The sequence below is a fragment of the Microbacterium sp. Leaf151 genome, assembly GCF_001424225.1.
In the GTDB taxonomy this organism is placed as follows: Bacteria; Actinomycetota; Actinomycetes; order Actinomycetales; family Microbacteriaceae; genus Microbacterium.
Window position 1 is genome coordinate 534699 of sequence record NZ_LMOR01000003.1, and the last position, 18767, is coordinate 553465.

The 18767-nt window shown below is 66.8% G+C and carries 8 protein-coding genes; all 8 read left to right on the forward strand.

The features are described 5' to 3' along the window. Positions 1-2 precede the first annotated feature (2 nt). Entirely contained in the window at positions 3-1028 is a 1026-nt protein-coding gene (locus tag ASF76_RS10035) for an ABC transporter permease (protein ID WP_235561281.1), read from the forward strand. A gap of 141 nt (positions 1029-1169) precedes the next feature. Then, positions 1170-2156 (forward strand): ABC transporter substrate-binding protein, encoded by a 987-nt coding sequence (locus ASF76_RS10040; protein ID WP_055956810.1) that lies wholly within the window; start codon positions 1170-1172, stop codon positions 2154-2156. Between the two features lie 366 nt (positions 2157-2522). Then, positions 2523-6794 carry a family 43 glycosylhydrolase gene (locus ASF76_RS10045; RefSeq protein WP_082484977.1) on the forward strand — a complete coding sequence of 1424 codons (4272 nt, stop codon included), beginning with the start codon at positions 2523-2525 and terminating at the stop codon, positions 6792-6794. A gap of 50 nt (positions 6795-6844) precedes the next feature. Further along, positions 6845-11365 carry a glycoside hydrolase family 2 gene (locus tag ASF76_RS10050; RefSeq protein ID WP_055956815.1) on the forward strand — a complete coding sequence of 1507 codons (4521 nt, stop codon included), beginning with the start codon at positions 6845-6847 and terminating at the stop codon, positions 11363-11365. A gap of 36 nt (positions 11366-11401) precedes the next feature. Beyond that, on the forward strand, positions 11402-12724 hold the full coding sequence (locus tag ASF76_RS10055) for a leucine-rich repeat protein (RefSeq protein WP_055956818.1): 1323 nt from the start codon (positions 11402-11404) through the stop codon (positions 12722-12724). A gap of 50 nt (positions 12725-12774) precedes the next feature. Further along, the gene (locus ASF76_RS10060; protein ID WP_162240817.1) at positions 12775-16911 is read left to right on the forward strand and encodes a glycosyl hydrolase family 95 catalytic domain-containing protein; all 4137 of its coding nucleotides are present in this window, start codon (positions 12775-12777) and stop codon (positions 16909-16911) included. A gap of 81 nt (positions 16912-16992) precedes the next feature. Then, positions 16993-17613 (forward strand): hypothetical protein, encoded by a 621-nt coding sequence (locus ASF76_RS10065; RefSeq protein ID WP_055956827.1) that lies wholly within the window; start codon positions 16993-16995, stop codon positions 17611-17613. A 60-nt stretch (positions 17614-17673) separates the two neighbouring features. Further along, entirely contained in the window at positions 17674-18759 is a 1086-nt protein-coding gene (locus ASF76_RS10070; protein ID WP_055956830.1) for a hypothetical protein, read from the forward strand. The last annotated feature ends 8 nt before the right edge of the window (positions 18760-18767 follow it).

Here is an 18767-nt window from a genome sequence, read left to right on the forward strand (position 1 = left end):
CCGTGCCATCCTCGCCCCCCCGCGAAGAAGCGAGGTCCACGACCACGGTGCGGGCCGTACAGGCCCGTGGGCCGCGATTCGCTCGGATCCGCGGGTCGCTTCAGCAGCTCCTCGCGGCTGCGAGCCTCGTGGTGATCGTCATCTTCTTCTCGGTCGCCAGCCCGCACTTCTTCACGGCCAACAACCTGATCTCGATCTTCACCGCCGCCACGGTGACGGGCATTCTCGCGCTCGGAACGACGTTCGTCATCATCACCGGCGGCATCGATCTCTCCATCGGCACCGGAATGATCCTGTGCGGTGTCATGTGCGGTGTCTTTCTCACGTACTGGGGCTGGCCACTGTGGTTGGGCGTTGCAGCGACCATCGCCTTCGGCGGACTCATCGGCCTCATCAACGGCACCAACATCGCATTCCTCGGCATTCCCCCTTTCATCGCGACGCTGGGCATGATGCTGGTCGCCGCGGGACTGTCGCTCGTGATCTCGGGGACGAAGCCCATCTACTTCCCCAATCACCCCGACTTCCAGTCGATCATGAACCTGTCGATCATTCCGGGCGTGCGCTTCCCGCTCGGCGTGGTGATCTTCGTGGTCATGATTCTGATCGCCGCGTTCCTCCTCTCGAAGACGATCGTCGGTCGCTACACCTTCTCGATCGGCTCCAATGAGGCGGCCACCGCACTCTCCGGAGTGAATGTGCGGCGATGGAAGACTCTGATCTACACCATGGCCGGGCTCTTCGTCGGTCTCGCCGGAGTTCTTTCGGCGTCGCGACTGTCGTCAGCCCAACCGACCGGCGGCATGGGGCTGGAACTCGAGGCGATCGCCGCCGTCGTGATCGGCGGCACGTCGCTGCAAGGCGGCAAGGGATCCATCGTCGGCACTGTCATCGGTGCGCTCATCATGGCCGTGCTGACCAACGGCCTACGGATCATCTCCGTGCCTCAGGAATGGCAGTCCGTTGCCGTCGGCATCGTCATTCTCGTGGCTGTCTATCTCGACATGCTTCGTCGTCGACGAGCCTGACCGTCGCGAAGGACCCGTTCTGACCACCCCGGCGTGAGTCAGGTCCGTTTCGTGTACCCAAAAACCCGCAATCCAGAGAAACGTCCTCGAACACGGTTTTCGTCTTCGAACGTGACACCAAGCACAAAGGAGTGACATCACATGTGGACCAAACGAACGATCGGCGCAGTAGCGGCACTGGCCGCTCTAGGAATCGCGCTGTCGGGCTGCGCCGGGTCCGGCGCACCCGGGGCATCGGGCGGTAGCGACGGGGACAAGCCCTACGTCGCCCTCGTCTCGAAGGGTTTCCAGCACCAGTTCTGGCAGGCCGTCAAGTCGGGCGCGGAGCAGGCGGCGGAGGAGTTCGACGTCGAGGTGACTTTCGAGGGGCCCGACACCGAAGCCGACGTGGACCAGCAGATTCAGCAGCTTCAGACGGCCTTGGACAAGAATCCCGCCGCGGTCGGAATCGCCGCTCTGGACAGCCAGGCCGTCGGGCCTCTGCTGACTCAGGCACAGAACAGCGGCATCCCGGTGATCGCGTTCGACTCGGGTGTCGACAGTGACATCCCGCTGACGACGGCCGCGACGGACAACACGGCCGCCGCGGCCGAGGCCGCGAAGCACCTGGTCGAAGCCATCGGCGGGTCCGGAAAGGTCGCGGTCGTCGCTCACGACCAGACCTCTCTGACCGGCCAGCAGCGGCGCGACGGTTTCGTCGATTACATCGAAGAGAATGCACCCGGCGTGCAGATCGTCGACATCCAGTACGGCGGGGGCGACCAGGCCAAGTCCGCTGACCTTGCCAAGGCGATCATCGCCGCCAACCCCGACCTCAAGGGGATCTACGGCACCAACGAGGGCTCGGCGATCGGCGTCGTCCAGGCGGTCAAGGAACTCAGCCTCAGCCCGAGTGACCTCGCCGTCGTCGGCTTCGACTCGGGCGAGGCGCAGATGGATGCCATCACCGATGGGCTGATGCTCGGCGCGATCACGCAGAACCCCGTGGGTATCGGCTACGAGACCGTCAAGGCGGCCGTCGAGGCCATCCGCGGTGAGTCCCTCCCGAAGTCCATCGACACGGGCTTCTACTGGTACGACGCGACCAACATCGACGACCCGAAGATCCAGGCCGTTCTCTACAAGTAATGCGGTGAGGGGGAGGCGGCGGTCCTCCGCCGCCTCCCCCCATTGCTGCCGGCGGCTCACCGCGTGCGCGCAGGCGGCGCGGGAGCCCGATGCTGACGCCCGTCAGAGCCGGTCGTCTCCGTGCACGATCACGCGACCCCTCCGGGGCGACTCGTCGTTGAGCGAGTGAGCACGAGAACTGGCGTACGGGTGCAGCGGTGTTCACAGACATAGGACTGATCTTGTCGACGGTTTCGACGGGGCCGCATGAAGTTAAGGGTGTTCATGCAATGACGCTGTGAATCCCTCAATAAGGTAGGATGTATCTGCTAGCTTCTGATGACGCAAGCAGCATGCGGACGAACGGAATCAATGAAGATGCCCAGAATGTCGAGGCTCAACGCCCTGCGCGCCACAAGCGCAGTGGCCACCGCCACACTCGTTGCGGGGACCATTGTCGCCACCGCTCCCAGCGCTTTCGCCGTGACCCCGGATCGCACCATCACCCCGAACCCCGCCTACGCAGGCGCTCCGTTCAAGGGCTGGGGGACCAGCCTGGTGTGGATGGCGAACGCCACCGGCGGATATCCCACGGAGCTGCGCAACGAGCTCATCGACGCCGTGTTCGGCGACGACGGCCTGAACCTCAACATCGCCCGATACAACATCGGCGGCGGGAACGCATCCGACGTTCCGGGCTACCTCCGCCCCGGTGGAGCCGTGCCGGGGTGGTGGAACCCCTCGGCCCCCCTGAGCGACGCTCAGGGCCCGATCTCCTCCAACTTCGCGGACCGCGACCGGTTCCGAGCCGCGTGGACCGGCGAGAATGCCAGCGACTACGATTTCTCCGCCGATTCTGCGCAGCTGGCGTGGGTGGATGCGATCAAAGACGACGTCGACACCTGGGAAGCATTCAGCAACTCACCGCCCTACTTCATGACGAACAGTGGTTTCGTCAGCGGTGGCTTCGACGGTAACTCCGACCAGATCCGCACCGACTCGGTCGACGAGTTCGCCACCTACCTGCGAACGGTGACCGAGCACGTCGAGGACACCCATGGCATCCGGTTCGACAGCATCGATCCTCTGAACGAGCCCAACACCGACTACTGGAGCACCACACTCGGGAACAACGGGTGGCCCTACCGCGGCGGACAAGAGGGCGCCCACGCCGGTCCGGGTCTGCAGTCACAGGTTCTGAAGGCGATGTCCGCGGAGCTCGCCGAGCCCGGTGCGACGACCGCCGCCAAGCTCTCCGGTCCCGACGAGACGAACCCGAGCCGCTTCGTCCAAGACTGGTACGGCTGGGATCAGCAGACGAAGGACGCCGTCGACCAGCTGAACGTCCACACGTACTCCACGGGAGACCGCAACCGTGCCCGCGACATCTCCAAGGCCAGCGGCAAGCCGCTGTGGATGAGCGAGGTCGAAGGGAACTGGGGCGGCGACTCCTGGAACCCCGACTCCATCGAGAACGGTCTCGGTGTCGCGTCGCGGATCACCGGCGATCTTCGCGAGCTCGAGTCCGAGGCGTGGGTGCTGTGGCAGCCGGTCGAGGACCTCTACAACATGGAGAAGGTCGAAAAGAAGAACTGGGGATCCGTCTTCATCGACTTCGACTGCGACGCCAACGGAAACTCGACCCGTCGCATCGCCGACGGTGAGGCCGACCCCTCTTGTGGCATCGAGGTCAACTCGAAGTTCAACACGCTGCGCAACTTCACCCACTACATCGAGCCCGGAGACCAGCTCGTTGCCGTCGACGACGGCGACACCACGGCCGCAATCGACGGTGATGGGTCGGGAGCGACCCTCGTCTACACGAACAACGGTGACAGCGCCCGCACGGTGCGGGTCGACCTGTCGCGGTTCGGTCAGATCGGTGCGGGAGCGACGGTGACGCCGATCGTGACCACGCAGTCGCCGTCCGATGACCGCACCGCGAACGCACTGGTGGCCGGAGCCGCCGTGCCCGTCGACGCCGCCTCACGGACGGCCGTCGTCACCGTGCCGGCCAAGTCCGTCTCGACGCTCGTCGTCTCCGGCGTCTCGGGTGTCTCAGACTCCGCATCCGGGATGCGCGATGGCGGTACGTACACCATCACGGGCGTTCAGAGCGCCAAGCCGCTCGCCGCTTCCTCGTCGGGCGCCGTCCTGGGCACCCCCGGAAGCGAAGCGGCTGCTACCCAGAGCTGGACCGCGACGCGGGTGGTCGACGCCCCCGGCACCTCACGTGACCGTTTCGCCCTTCGCCTGGCCGACGGCCGGGCCTTGAAGTCGAACGGCGGGAGTACGGCGTTCGGAACGGTCAGCGATGAGCAAGCCGCCGCAGATGCAACCTTCCAGTGGCTGTTGAGCACGACGGACGGTACGACCTTCACCCTTCTCAACGCCGGCCGCGAAGACGTGCTCGACGTCGCGGACGCCAAGACCGCGACGGGGTCGTCGGTCGGCCTGTGGGGATCGAACTGGGGCGCGAACCAGTCGTGGACCCTCGCCTCGGCAGACACCACCCCCGTGTACGACTCGTTCCGCCCGGGTCAGGAGTGGCTCGACACCGAGGGCAAGGTCATTCAGGCGCACGGCGGCCAGGTGGTCCCCTCCACGGACGAGCAGGGGCGGACGGTTTACTACCTGTACGGCGAGGACCGCGCGAACGGCACGTTCTCATCTCCCGGTGTCCACGTCTACCGCTCGACCGATCTCTACAACTGGGAGGACCGCGGGGTCGCGCTGCGGTCGTTGAGCTCGACCGCTGATTTCCAGAAGCCCTACTTCTCGGCGCTCTACGGCACCTACACCCCGGCGCAGCGCGACGCGGTGTACCGGGATCTCGGAACCGTCCCGGTTGCGGGCACGACTCCTCCGATCATCGAACGTCCCAAGGTGATCTACAACGCGGCAACGGGCAAATGGGTCATGTGGGCCCACATGGACGGCCCGTCCGCCACGTCGACCGCCCAGTACGCCAAGGCGAACGCCGGCGTCGCGATCGCGGATTCCCCTGAGGGTCCGTTCCGCTACATCGACAGCTACCGGCTGAACTACGCGCCGGCAGACGCGGTGCCGCCGAACCGTGCGCCCGACAACAAGGGCATGGCGCGCGACATGAACCTCTTCGTCGATGACGACGGAACCGGCTACATCATCTACTCGAGCGAAGAGAACGCCACCATGTTCATCTCCAAGCTCAACGCCGACTACACCGACCTGGCGACACCGGCAGACCGCGCCGTCCAGGGCGTCGACTACAACCGCATCTTCGTCAACGAATCGCGGGAGTCTCCGGCGATCTTCCGGCACGACGATCGGTACTTCCTCATCACCTCGGGAACGACCGGGTGGAACCCCAACCCGTCGCGGTGGGGAACGGCCACGAACATCATGGGCGAGTGGGCCACGATGGGCGATCCGTTCCCGGCCTCGGCCCAGAGCAACTCGTGGAACTCCCAGCCGTCGTCCGTCATCCCCGTCGATCGCGAGAACGGCAAGTACATCTACATGGGCGACCGCTGGAACGGCGGCACCGACCTTCGGAACGCGCAGATGGTCTGGTTGCCCATCGCGATGGGCGAAGGGGGGGACAGTCTTTCCGTGGATGTGAGACAGGAATGGACCCTGTCGGACCTCGACCCGCTGGCGGTCTGGACGGTGTCTGGAGTTCCCGCCACGCTCAAACTCGGACAGCGGTTCGACGTCTCCACCGTCACGGTGACGCAGAACGGCTCCACCCGCACGGAGGCGGTGCAGTGGGCGACGTCGGGCTCGTTCGACGTTCCGGGCGTCGTCACCCTGACCGGGACACTGCCCGGTTTCGGCGGGAGGACCTTCACGCGCACGGTCGCCGTTGTTCCCGACGGGGTGCGTTACGCGGTGAACGCCGGCGGTCAGACCACGTCTGACTGGACCGCTCTCACGTCGGCTGCCGCGCAGCAGGCACCCCTCCTGAACAGCCGCCCCGAGCAGCCGTACGGAGTCGACGCGGCATCCGGAGCGTCGTGGGGATACGAGAGCGCAGGGAGCCAGCCCTACGGCTCCGCCGACGGAACGATGTTCTCGACACTGCGCTACGCGGTGAGCGGCCGTGACCTCACGTACCGCTTCGGTGATCTGGCTCCCGGCACGTACAGCGTCTATGCGGGTTACTCCGACCCGTGGGATCAGTGGGCGGACCGGGCAGCCCGGGCGACAGTCCATGGTGCTGTCGTCGAGGCCGAGCATGTCTATGGAGCGGCGGATGCCACGGGGAGCTACCGCAACATCACGGTGGGTGCCGATCGGCAGGTGACGTTCACCCTCAGCAAGACCCGCGCACCCGACGTCCAGCTGAGCTGGCTCATGGTGGTCTTGGATCAGCCTGCCGCCCCCTCGCTCGCCGTCACCGCCGTCGCCACCACGAAGTGTGTGGCGAAGAAGGTGGTGGTGACCGTGCAGACGACCAACACCGACGCGGTTCCGATGTCTATCACGATGGATTCTCCTTTCGGGAAGAAGTCCTTCGCCTCCGTCGCACCCGGAAAGTCCGTCGCTCAAGCGTTCACGACCCGCTCCGCGAACGTCGCGGCGGGAGTCGTGAGCGTCCGTGCCGACGCCTCCGTCGCGGGGTCGCCCGTGACTCGCACCATCGCTGCGGCGTATCCCGCAACCACCTGTCAATGAGCCTCACCCGCTCGTCCCGTCGCCGTTCGACCAACCCAGGAGTTACCCCGATGAAGAGGCTCAGCATCGTTGCTGTCGCCGTGAGCAGCGCACTGCTGCTCTCCGGACTCAGTGCCACGTCGGCGACCGCCGCGACCCCGCCGGCGGCTCCCGTCGTCGCGGCCGCCGCGGGCGCGGATTCCCCTCGCGACGAGGTGAACTTCAACCGTGAGTGGAAATTCATCCGCCAGGACGTCCCCGACGCGAAGAACGTCGACTACGACGATTCAGCCTGGGTCGATGTCGCACTGCCCCACAGTTTCGACGCTCCCTACAACGTGGGCGGTGACAACGGTGGGGAGAAGTTCTTCATCGGCGTCGGCTGGTACCGCAAGACCTTCCAGGTCGGCGAGGAGTGGGCGGGCAAGGTCCTGAAGCTCGACTTCGAGGGTTCGTTCCAGGTCACCGACATCTGGGTGAACGGACGCAACGTCACCACCCACGAAGGCGGCTTCTCGGGCTTCGAAGTCGACATCTCCGACTACGTCGTGTCCGGAGCCAACGAGATCGCCATCAGTGTCGACAACCGGTGGCGCCACGATCTGGCTCCGCGCGCAGGCGACCACCAGTTCACCGGCGGCATCTACCGCGACGTCACGCTGAACGTCACCGACCCGGTGCACGTCGACTGGTACGGCACCGCGGTGACGACCCCCGCGCTGACCAACCCGGATTGGAACACCAGCGACCCCGCGTACTACCGCAACATCGATCTGAGCCAGTACCCGTCGCAGACCGACCTGCAGGCGAACATCGACGCCCGTCGTTCGAACGTGCGCGTGCAGACCGAGGTGACGAACGAGGGCTCGACCTCGGCCGACGTCGCGGTCGTCCACGAGGTCACGGATGAGGACGGCACGGTGCTCGCCACCTTCGAGTCCGAGCGCGTCACGGTGGCCGCCGACGCCACCGCGAGCATCGACGCCTCGAGCGGTTCACTCGCCGACACGGGCGCCATGCTCGACGACCTTCGCCTGTGGTCGCCCACCGACCCGGCGCTCTACGGCGTGACCACCTCGGTGGTCGTCGGCGACCGCGTGGTCGACACCTTCGACAGCTCCTTCGGCTTCCGCAGCGCGCAGTTCCGTACCGACGGCTTCTACCTGAACGGGTCGAAGACCCTGCTGTTCGGCGCGAACGCCCACCAGGATCAAGCCGGGTGGGGGAACGCCGTTCCGAACAGCGCTTTCCACCGCGATGTGGAGATGATCCGCGAAGCGGGCATGAACCTCATCCGAGGATCCCACTATCCTCACGACCCTGACTACGTGCAGGCGACCGACGAACTCGGCGTCATGTACTGGTCGGAAGGCGTGTTCTGGGGCATGGGCGGACAAGCCGGCAAGGATGCCGACCCGATCGATCGTCCCAGCGACTGGCTGCGCGACGCCTACCCGCAGAACCCCGCCGATGAGGCCGCGTTCGAGAAGAGCGTCGAAGACGCCCTCGTGGCCATGATCCGGGTGAACCGCAACCACCCCTCCATCATCAACTGGTCGATGGGCAACGAGGTCTTCTTCACCTCCGATTCCACCCAGGCCAAGGCGAAGGCCCTCGTCAGCCGACTCCGCGACCTCTCGCACAAGCTGGATCCCACGCGGAAGGCCGGCATGGGTGGTGTGCAGCGAAGCGGATACGACGAACTGAGCGTCAGCGACATCGCCGGATACAACGGCGACGGCGGCGACATCGAGAACACGCGGATGCCGAACCTCGTGGCCGAGTACGGTTCGTACACCTCGGATCGTCCGGGCTCGTACGACCCGCACTACGACTACGTGGCCAGTTCCGGCGATCGGCAGGAGTTCGACCTCACCACCGGCAGCGCCGGACTCACCATCTGGGCCGGTTTCGATCACGGCACCATCGGCGGTGCGGGTCTCGCTCGTATGGGCATGATCGATTTCAGCAGGCTTCCGAAGGACCAGTGGTACTGGTTCCGTGCCAACAAGCAGCGGTGGACCGACGAGGCGATCGTCGCCGACCCCGTTTCCGTGGCCCGCGAGTCGTCCGTCCAGGGCGCGGCAACCGCGATGACGCTCGCTCCGTATAAGTACTCCAGCGACACCATCACGGATGACGGACGCTCCGACACGCAACTGGTCGTGACCCTGCGTAACAGCGCGGGAGCCTGGGTGAACGACACGCGTCCCGTCACCTTGACGGTGACCGATGGTCCGGGCATCCTGCCCGGGGGCAAGAGCTACTCCTTCACCCCCGGACTGAACCTGTTCGACGGGAAGGGCGCCGTGGCGTTCCGCTCAGCCTTCGCGGGGACGTCGACCATCACCGCGTCATCCGAGGGACTGGCGGACGCCACGTTCCAGGTGACCACCGAAGCGGTCGCCGGATCGGCGGATGACACGGAGCCGGAGAACTTCGGGAACGCCAGCCTCTGGGGCGGCCAGCAGACCTCTATCGCTGCGCCGACGCAGTACGGCGACGTGAACAAGGCCCTCTCGCGTCCGCTCACCGCGACCTCGGAGCAGTCTGGAAACGGACGAGCGCTCGCCGCCGACGGCAACCCTGCTACGAGCTGGTTGGCAGCGTCGACCGGATCGGGGCAGAGCATCGCCTCGTTCTTGGAGGTCGCCCAGTACGTCTACAAGGTGCGACTGGACTTCCAGGGAGCGGCTCTGCCTTACACCCTCGAGGTGCAGGGGGCGGACGATGCCTGGACCACGGTCGCAACGTACACGGCGAGCACCGTCGGAAGCCGCCCCCGCGAAGAGTCGCTCGACGGGCTCTACGCGAAGTCGATCCGGGTCTCGTTCCCCGCGCTCACCTCGACCCAGCGCGCGGGTCTCGCCGAGCTTCAGGTCTTCGGTAACGACGCCGCTCAGAGCCCGCAGTACTCCGCCGACGGCGTGTACGTTTCGGACATCCTCGACTACGCCAACGACGTGACCACCGGTTACGGGTCGAAGCAGAAGGACCGCTCCGCCGATGGGAACCCCATCCGGGTGGGCGGGACGACGTACGCGAAGGGCGTCGGCCTGCACGCCGAGAGTGTGGCGGTCGTCGACCTCGACGCGAAGTACTCGCGTCTCGTGGGCATCGCCGGCATCGACGACGAAGCAGACCAGGGCGACGCGCTGTTCGAGATCTACGCCGACGGCCAGCTGATCTTCTCGCGCGAGTTGTCGGGGACCGAGACCGAGCGATTCGACCTCTCCGTCAGCGACGTCACGCAGCTGCGGTTGGTGACCGAGACCAACGGATCCGACCGCATGGATCACACCGACTGGGCCGATCTGCGTCTGCTCGGAGCGATCCGTGACATCACCGCGCCGCAGAGCGGACTGCGCAGCTCTTTCGTGGGGATGACCGACCAGCTCCAGGCCGGCGTGGATTACCGCGCCGCCGTCAGCGTGGCCAACACGGGCGACACCGCCCGCGGCGTCACCGCGGGCATCGAGGTCTATGACGGCTCCGGGCGACTGCGGGAGATCCGCACGCAGAAGCTCACGATCGACCCGGGTAAGTCGGCGGATGCCGATCTGGTCATCCCCGTGGATGCCGCCATCGCGGGGCACTACGCCACGGTCGGAGTCTGGGACTCCGAGAACCTTCAGCCCCTGTCGTCGTTCGTGCGCGTGAGTGCGGATCCGGACCTGCTCATCGCCACTCCGGCGAGTTCGATCACGTGGGGACAGAAGGTCGACGGCGAGAGCGGGTCGCTGCGCAAGACCGGCAGCTGGGCGAACTATCCCACCAGCTCCGCCTTCGCGGGTACCGAGACGTTCACCGAAGCAAGCGGATCGACCATGTCGCTGCAGTTCACGGGCGAGTTCGTCCGCATCGGCGCCAAGTTCGACGGCAGCCAGACCGGCTTCGGCGTCAAGATCGACGGAGTCGATGTGGGCTCGGTGTCCACTCGCGTCACGGACGGCAGCAACTCCTACCGTGTGGCGTGGACCTCGGAACGGCTTTCGTCGGGCTCGCACACGGTGGAGCTGACTTCTGCCGGGAAGATCGGGATCGACTACATCGAGACGGGCACCGCGCCCGTGCCGACGGCTCCGGCCCGCGCTTACGGTGACCTGCTCCAGGTCGTCGCCGACGTGGTCGAGGTCATCGAAACCGGGGAGATCAACGACGCGGAACCGCAGCCGCGAGCCACTCTGGCGGATGAGCTCGATGCCTCCTACGCGGTCTACCGCGACAACGCGGCGACGACCGCCGCGTACTCCACCCGCGCAACGGCACTTCGGGCAGCGCTCGACGGCCTCGACCCGACGCCGCCGACGGTGAACATCCAGACCACCGTCACCCCGCGCTGTGTCGCCGGGAAGGTCACGCTCTACGTGGTGGCGAAGAACGTCGACTCTGCGGCGGCGACCGTCGGGTTGAGCTCCGTCTACGGCTCGAAGAGCGGGATGAACATCCAGCCCACGAAATCGAGTTCCACGTCGTTCAGCACCCGAAAGGGCTCCATCCCCGCGGGCACCGTAAGGGTCACTGCCACCGCCGAGGGGCGTACCCCCCTCGACGCGCCGGTCTCCTTCCCCGCCACCACCTGCGCTAACTGATCCAACGAAGACGTGAGAACGAGGCGAAGCGAAACAATGGCTCTTTATCCGCCGGCAACGGCTCCTTCCCCGCTCGCGGCGCGCAGCCGGTGGGCGATCCTGGCATCCGTTGCCCTGGTCGCCGCACTGGTGCCCGCGCTCGTGGGTCAGACCGCGGTCTCGGCCGCCGAGAAGGGCGACACTTTCTCGGCCCCGGGCATCACCGTGGGCGGTTCCACCCTGCCGACGACCTTCTCGATCACCCGGGCGCCGGATTCGGCGCCCGGGGAGGTGAGCGTCGGAGATGGCTCTTCCCCCGCGATCCGGACCTCCGCCGCGGGGGATGTGGGCATCCCGACCGTCATCCAGCACGACGGCGCGCAGTACCGCATCACGGGGATCGCCCGTAACGCCTTCCGCGGGGCGTCGGCGATCACCTCGACCGGGCTTGCTCAGAACCGATCGGTGACGTCGATCGGCGACTTCGCCTTCGCCAGCGCGACCGCCTTGACCTCTACCGGTCTCGAGGCCAACGACGCCGTCTCCGCAATCGGCACGGGTGCGTTCGCCAGCACGCGATCACTGCTGGACGGGGCCCTGCCCGTCAGCCTCTCGAAGGCCCCCTCGATTCCCTTCACCTCGGCGGCGAATCTTCGAAGCGTCTACGTCGCCGCCCCGCTCGCACAGGCCCAGCGGCTCGGGCTCACCCGTGGCATGCCCGTGTACTTCCGCTCCGGCTCCGCGGGGTGGGACACCACTGCACGCACATTCACCGGCCTCGCCGTTTACGGTGCGCGGCCCGAGCAACTCGTTCCGCTGTCGTCCGTTCGTGTCGTGGGGGGCACCGCGGCGCCGAGCGCGGGCGCAGCGCAGAACCCCTTCCGCGGCGGGACCGGACTCTTCGCCGGGCCGGGCGTGAAAGCCGACGGCTCGACCGGATCCGCCCCGGACATGGTGACGATCACCGCCAGCAATCCTGCGTCTTTCCGCGGGTGGCGGGTGACAGGCGCCCAGCTGACCCCGGAGCAGCTCGCCTCGCCGACGGTGACCATTCCCATGGGGAAGAACGACATGACGGTGGAGGCCACTTCGGCGACCGGCGTCGAAGCCGTCGCCACCTCCAAGTGCGTGGCAGGCAAGGCCTACGTCTACGTCACGGTCAAGAACACCGGGACGGCGTCGGTTTCGCTGCAACTGACTTCGGGCTATGGCTCGAAATCCGTGGCGGCCCTCGCGCCGTCGAAGTCCACCTCGGTCTCGTGGACCTCGCGTCTGACGAACATGCCCGCCGGTGCTGTCACGGTCGCTGCTCGGACCACGGACGGTCAGAGCTCCACGATGAGCGCGCCCTATCCCGCTCTCTCCTGCGGAGCGGTCTGATGCGCGCCCCCCTCTCACGTCGTATCCCGAGTACTTCCAGGAACGGAACCATGACGAATTCCACTGAAGCCCGCTCTCGTCGGCGCCTCTTGCTCACCGCCGCCGTAGCGGCCGCGCTCGTGGCACCGCTCGGGTTCGTCAGCGCGGGCGACCAGGCGCACGCCGAGACGGTGCCGGCCGCCGAGTACGGTCCCCGTCTCTGGTACGACGAGCCCGCCTCGGCCGGCGCGCGGGAGAACTTCCCCGGGGAGTCCTTCCCCAGCACGACGGAGAACCAGATCTGGCAGCAGCGCACGCTGCCGATCGGAAACGGCAACATCGGTGCCACCGTCTACGGAGAGATCGGCAAGGAGCACCTCGTCTTCAACGAGAAGACGTTGTGGACCGGAGGCCCGAGCAGCTCGCGCCCCGACTATGTGGGCGGGAACCTCGAAGACAAGGGCCGCAATGGCGAGGCTCTGCGCGAGGTCCAGCGACTGTTCGCCAATGGACAGACGGCTGAGGCCCAGAGCCTGGCGCAGAGCGCACTGGTCGGTGGCGAGAACGGGTACGGCGCGTACGAGTCGTACGGCGATCTCTGGCTCGATTACGGATTCGACGGATCCGGGGTCTCGAACTACCAGCGCTCTCTCGACCTCGAGACGGCGACCGCCTCCGTGGCGTTCGACCGCGGCGGGGTGCGGTACACGCGCGATTTCTTCACGAGCTACCCCGACAACGTGATGGTGGTGCGTCTGACGGCCTCTCAGGCGGGCGCTCTCGACATCGACGTGGCCTTCGACTTCGCACTCGGAGGAGCGTCCACGGTCGTCAGCGGCGACACCCTGACGGTTTCGGGTGCGCTGGCCGACAACCAGCTCAAGCACAATGCGATCGTGAAGGCGGTCCCCTCGGGGGGAACCGTCAGCGCGAACGGCACGCAGATGCGCATCCGCGATGCTGACGAGGTGCTGCTCTACGTCACGGCGTCGACCGACTACGAAGACGTCTACCCGAACTATCGCACCGGGCAGAGTGACGCCGATGTCGCATCGGAGGTGCGCACCCGCGTCGACCTGGCTGCCGCCGACGGTTACTCGACGGTGCGCGATCGGCATCTGGCCGACTACCGCGAGCTGTACTCGCGCGTAGATCTGACCCTGGGTGGACAGCTGTCGACGGATGCCACGGACGACCTGCTCGCGAAGTACCGCAACTCCACCGCCACCGACGTCGAGAAGCGCACCCTCGAGGTGGTGCTGTACCAGTACGGGCGCTACCTCGGCATCGAGTCCTCGCGGGAGGGCACTCTTCCCTCCAACCTGCAGGGCATCTGGGCCGACCGCAACACGGGGAACTCGGGCAGTCCCGTTCCCTGGGGGTCGGACTACCACATGAACGTCAACCTCCAGATGAATTACTGGCCGGCCTACTCGGGCAACCTCGCCGAGACCGCCACGCCTCTCGTCGATTACGTGGAGGGCCTGCGTGAGCCCGGTCGAGTGACCGCGGAGATCTACGGCGGCGTGGCGAGCACGCCGGACAACCCGGAGAACGGCTTCACCGCCCACACCCAGAACACGCCCTTCGGATGGACGACCCCGGGGTGGCAGTTCACCTGGGGCTGGTCACCAGCGGCCGTGCCGTGGATCCTGCAGAACGTGTACGAGTACTACGAGTACACCGGTGACGAGACCTACCTCCGCGACGTCGTTTACCCGATGATGAAAGAAGCGACCCGGTACTACGACCAGACCCTGGTGGAAGATGCCGCGACCGGCATGCTCGTGTCGTCGCCGACGTACTCACCGGAGCACGGTCCCATCACGAACGGCAACTTCTACGAAGAGCAGCTCATCTGGCAGCTCTATTCCGACGTCATCACCGCGGCCGAGAAGCTCGGCCTCGACGCGGACCTCGTCCAGACCTGGGAGGCGACCAAGGCGCGTCTCGTGCCCGTGGAGGTCGGCGCCAGCGGTCAGATCAAGGAGTGGTACGAGGAGACGACTCTCGGCAGCGTGTCCGGGGCACAGTCCAATCACCGCCACATCTCGCAGTTGCTCGGGTTGTACCCTGGCGACTTGATCTCGGTCGAAACCCCCGAGTACCTGCAGGCGGCCGAGGTCTCCCTGAACGATCGCGGCGACGCCGCGACCGGCTGGGGAATCGCGCAGCGCTTGAACGCCTGGGCTCGAATCGGTGACGGTGACCGCTCGCTGAAGATCATCGAGCAGCTCCTGCGCACGGGTATCTACGCCAACCTCTTCGACACGCACCCGCCCTTCCAGATCGACGGCAACTTCGGCTACACCGCCGGAGTGAACGAGATGCTCATGCAGAGCAACATGGGGTACGTCTCTCTCCTCCCCGCGTTGCCGACCGACTGGGATTCCGGATCGGTCGACGGGATCGTGGCTCGGGGCGACTTCGAGCTGGGCATCGACTGGGCGCAGGGTCGTGCCACAACGGTGAGCGTGACGTCGCGGTCCGGAGGCGACTTCGTCGGCGACTACCCGGGCATCTCTCTCGGCACGGTGACCGACGGGTCAGGAAAACGGATCGCTCCGACGGTCATCTCCCAGGACCGCATCTCCTTCCCGACCGTGGCAGGCCAGACCTACACCGTCACCTCCCTGCCGGCGGTCGGCAGCTTCGCCTCCACGCCGACCGACGTGGCTGCGCTGCGCACCTCGGACACCGCTGTCGACGTCCGTTGGGCGGCCGGGGCTCCCGGGTCGGCGAGCTTCGTGGTCGAGCGCAAGGTCGGCGACGGCGACTTCCAGGTGATCACGGATGCGGCATCCGGAACGTCGTTCGTCGACGAGTCCGCCGCGTCAGGGGCGGGGGAGTACCGCTACCGGGTCTCCACCCGAGTCGGATCCGGTACGTCGCGGCCGTCCCTGCCGGTACAGGTCGTGGACATCCGCGCAATCGGTGTCATCGATGATCGGAGTTCGCGGCTGACCTACACCGGCGCGTGGGGGAACTGGAACGAGTCCAAGCATCTGAACGGAACGATCAAGTTCATCGAGCAGACGACCGGGGGAGAATCCATCTCGCTCGACTTCGTCGGCACGGGTGTCTCGTTCATCTCGCCCATGAACACGTCGTTCACGTCGGTCGAGTTCTACGTCGACGGAGAGAAGGTCGGTGCTCAGCCGTACAGCCTGTACTCCGCCACCTCGAAGGTTCAGCAGGAGCATCTGATCATCGACAACCTCCCGAAGGGAGTCCACCGGCTGAAGGTCGTCGCCACCGGGGCGTCCAGCCCGGCGGGCGGAAGCAAGATCGAGTTCGACGCGTTCCGCGTGCGGGATGACAGCGCTGTTCCGGTGCAGTCCATCCGGATCGACTCTCTCTCCGGCTCCCGCAGCATCGGCGCCGCGGGGGGAACGCTGCGGCTGGTCGCCGAGGCCTCGCCGTCGAACGCGAGCAACCGCGGGGTCGTGTGGAGCGTGAACGACTCGTCGCTCGCCACCGTGGACTCCGCAGGGACCGTGACCGCCGGGAGCAAGAACGGAACGGTCACGGTGACGGCCACCGCCACGGACGGAAGCGGGATCAGCGCGACCACGCAGATCAGGGTCTACGGTGACTCCACGACGAGAACCGTCGTCGACGACGCGGATCCCGGGATCACGTACTCCTCCGGGTGGGGCGTCTGGAACCAGGACAGCCGCAACCGCAACGGAACACTGCACTACGTCGAGAGTGGGCCGGGTGCTACGGCGACCTACACCTTCACGGGCACCGGGGTCGACGTCTACGGAACCAAGAACGACGCGAACAGCCGTCGAACCTGGGGCACGGTCATCGTGTCGGTCGACGGGGTCGAGAAGGCGGCCGTTCCCACGAACGACGCCTCGGACGCCCATCAGGTGCTGCTCGCCTCGGTCACCGGCCTGAGCAACGGCTCCCACACGGTGCAGATCCGTAACGCGGCAACTGCCCAAGGGGGGTCGAAGATCGAGCTGGACTACCTGTCCGTCAGCGCTCCTCTCGCCGCGTCCGCCGAGCGGGCCGGTCTGCAAGCACAGCTGCAGCGTGCCGACGCTCTCGACAAGCAGGCGTACTCGGCCGCGGCCTGGGAGGCGTTCACCGTCGACCTCCGGGCCGCTGCGTCGGTGATGAACGATCCCTCCGCGACGGCGACGCAACTGAGCACCGCCACCGCCGACCTGTCTTCCGCGATCGACGATCTCGGTTGACCCCCACAACCTGCGATCGGACCCGCCGATCGCGCACCAGGACCGACCGACGTCTCGCCGGTCGAGAGATGGAGAACACCAATGAGCACGCGTAGCCTCGTTATCCGAGCGTCGGCCGTCGTCGTCGGATGCGTCATGATGGGCGGCGTCGCCAGCGCCGCATTCGCCGCCGATCCCGTGGGGCCTGACAGCGACGTCGACGTCTCGGTCGACATCGCCGACATCACCACCCCCGGCGTCCTGGCCATGACGGTCGACGGATCTTCCGCGACGCTGACCGAGTCGGGATCGACGGGAACCGTCCGTCAGTTCACGGGGGCGCTGCCCACGGTCACCGTGACCGACACGCGCACCCCTGACGAGATCCCGGCCGGCGCGTTCTGGTACGTCGTCGGTACCTCGACGGACTTCGTCGGTGATTCCGGCCAGGACCCGATCAGCGCCGGCCACTTCGGCTGGACCCCCGAGGTCGCCGACCCCGACGGCACCGGACTGGTCGCGGCCGGTCCCGAGGTGGGCACGGTCCTCGACCCGGCACCGAACAACGTCGGCCTCGTCGACCAGGAGCTGCTCGCCCTCGCGAACGACTCTGCCGAGGCGGTCGGAACGTGGAAGGCGGATGCCGATCTGTTCCTGAAGGTGCCGGTCACCACGGACTCCGGAACGTACTCCTCCACCCTCACGCTGTCGCTCTTCGAGTGACTCCGGTGGCGGCGCCATCCGGCGCCGCCACCTCCCGAACGAACCGGACCCGCCGCCTCCATGCCGTACAGCTCTGCCATCCGTCGCGCCACATTCACGGCCCTGAGCGCCGTCATCCTCTCCGCTCTCGCGTCTGTCATGCCGGTCGGTGCAGCCGACGCGGAGGCGGCGGACGCTTCCGCGTCATCACCGGTGACCTGGTCGGTACGACCGGGCACCGAGTCCGGCCCCGACGGACGCTCGTGGATCGAGCAGGAGCTCGCCCCCGGAGCGCGCAGCGAAGAACACCTCGTCCTGCGTAACTTCAGCACCGAGCCGGTCACCTTCGCCCTCACCGCGGCAGACGGCTACTTCACCGACACGGGGCGGTTCACGATGCTCCCCGCGAGCGAGGAATCCGTCGCGGCGGGCACTTGGATCTCGATCGCCCCCTCGATCACCGTGGGGCCCGATGAGACCGAGATCGTCCCCTTCACCACGACCGTTCCCGACAATGCCGAACCCGGCGACCACGCCGCCGGGGTTGCCGCGTCGGTAACGACCACGGCCGCTGATGCGGGGGGTGCCGCGGTGGGCGTGAACGGTCGCGTCGGTTTTCGGGTGATGACGCGGGTGACGGGGGCGCTCGCGCCGAGCGCGGAGGTTACGTCCGTCACCGCGGCGTACACGACGGCATGGAACCCCTTCTCCGGTGGAACGGTGGACGCAGAGGTCGTCCTCACCAACACCGGCAACACTCGCCTCGTCATCGCGGGGCGTATCGACATCGGCGGAACGTCGGTCGCCTTCCCCGATTCGGGCGCCGAGGCCCAGGAACTCCTTCCAGGCGAGAGTCGACGTTTCGCGGTTCGAATCGCCGACGTCGTGCCCCTGTTCCTGGTGCCGGTGGACGCGTCTGCCGATCTCACCGGAATCGCTCTCGACGGCGAGCAGGTGCCCTCGATCGTCGCCCGTGGCGGGACGACCGTGTGGGCGCCGCCGCTTCCTCAGCTCCTCCTGATGGCCGGTGCGGGTCTCATCGTCGGCGGCCTCACCTGGAGCACGATCCGCAACCGCCGACGCGTGCGCGCGTTGATCGCCCAGGCGCGTGAGGAGGGCGTCCGCGAGGCAGCCGCGTCGGTGACCGGCGACCGATCCGCATCGTGAGGACGCGA

What these genes read in the sequence shown, in the direction of transcription:
- ASF76_RS10040 (WP_055956810.1), top strand. Translation starts at nt 1,170, where the DNA reads ATGTGGACCAAACGAACGATCGGCGCAGTAGCGGCACTGGCCGCTCTA.
- ASF76_RS10045 (WP_082484977.1), top strand. Translation starts at nt 2,523, where the DNA reads ATGTCGAGGCTCAACGCCCTGCGCGCCACAAGCGCAGTGGCCACCGCC.
- ASF76_RS10050 (WP_055956815.1), top strand. Translation starts at nt 6,845, where the DNA reads ATGAAGAGGCTCAGCATCGTTGCTGTCGCCGTGAGCAGCGCACTGCTG.
- ASF76_RS10055 (WP_055956818.1), top strand. Translation starts at nt 11,402, where the DNA reads ATGGCTCTTTATCCGCCGGCAACGGCTCCTTCCCCGCTCGCGGCGCGC.
- ASF76_RS10060 (WP_162240817.1), top strand. Translation starts at nt 12,775, where the DNA reads ATGACGAATTCCACTGAAGCCCGCTCTCGTCGGCGCCTCTTGCTCACC.
- ASF76_RS10065 (WP_055956827.1), top strand. Translation starts at nt 16,993, where the DNA reads ATGAGCACGCGTAGCCTCGTTATCCGAGCGTCGGCCGTCGTCGTCGGA.
- ASF76_RS10070 (WP_055956830.1), top strand. Translation starts at nt 17,674, where the DNA reads ATGCCGTACAGCTCTGCCATCCGTCGCGCCACATTCACGGCCCTGAGC.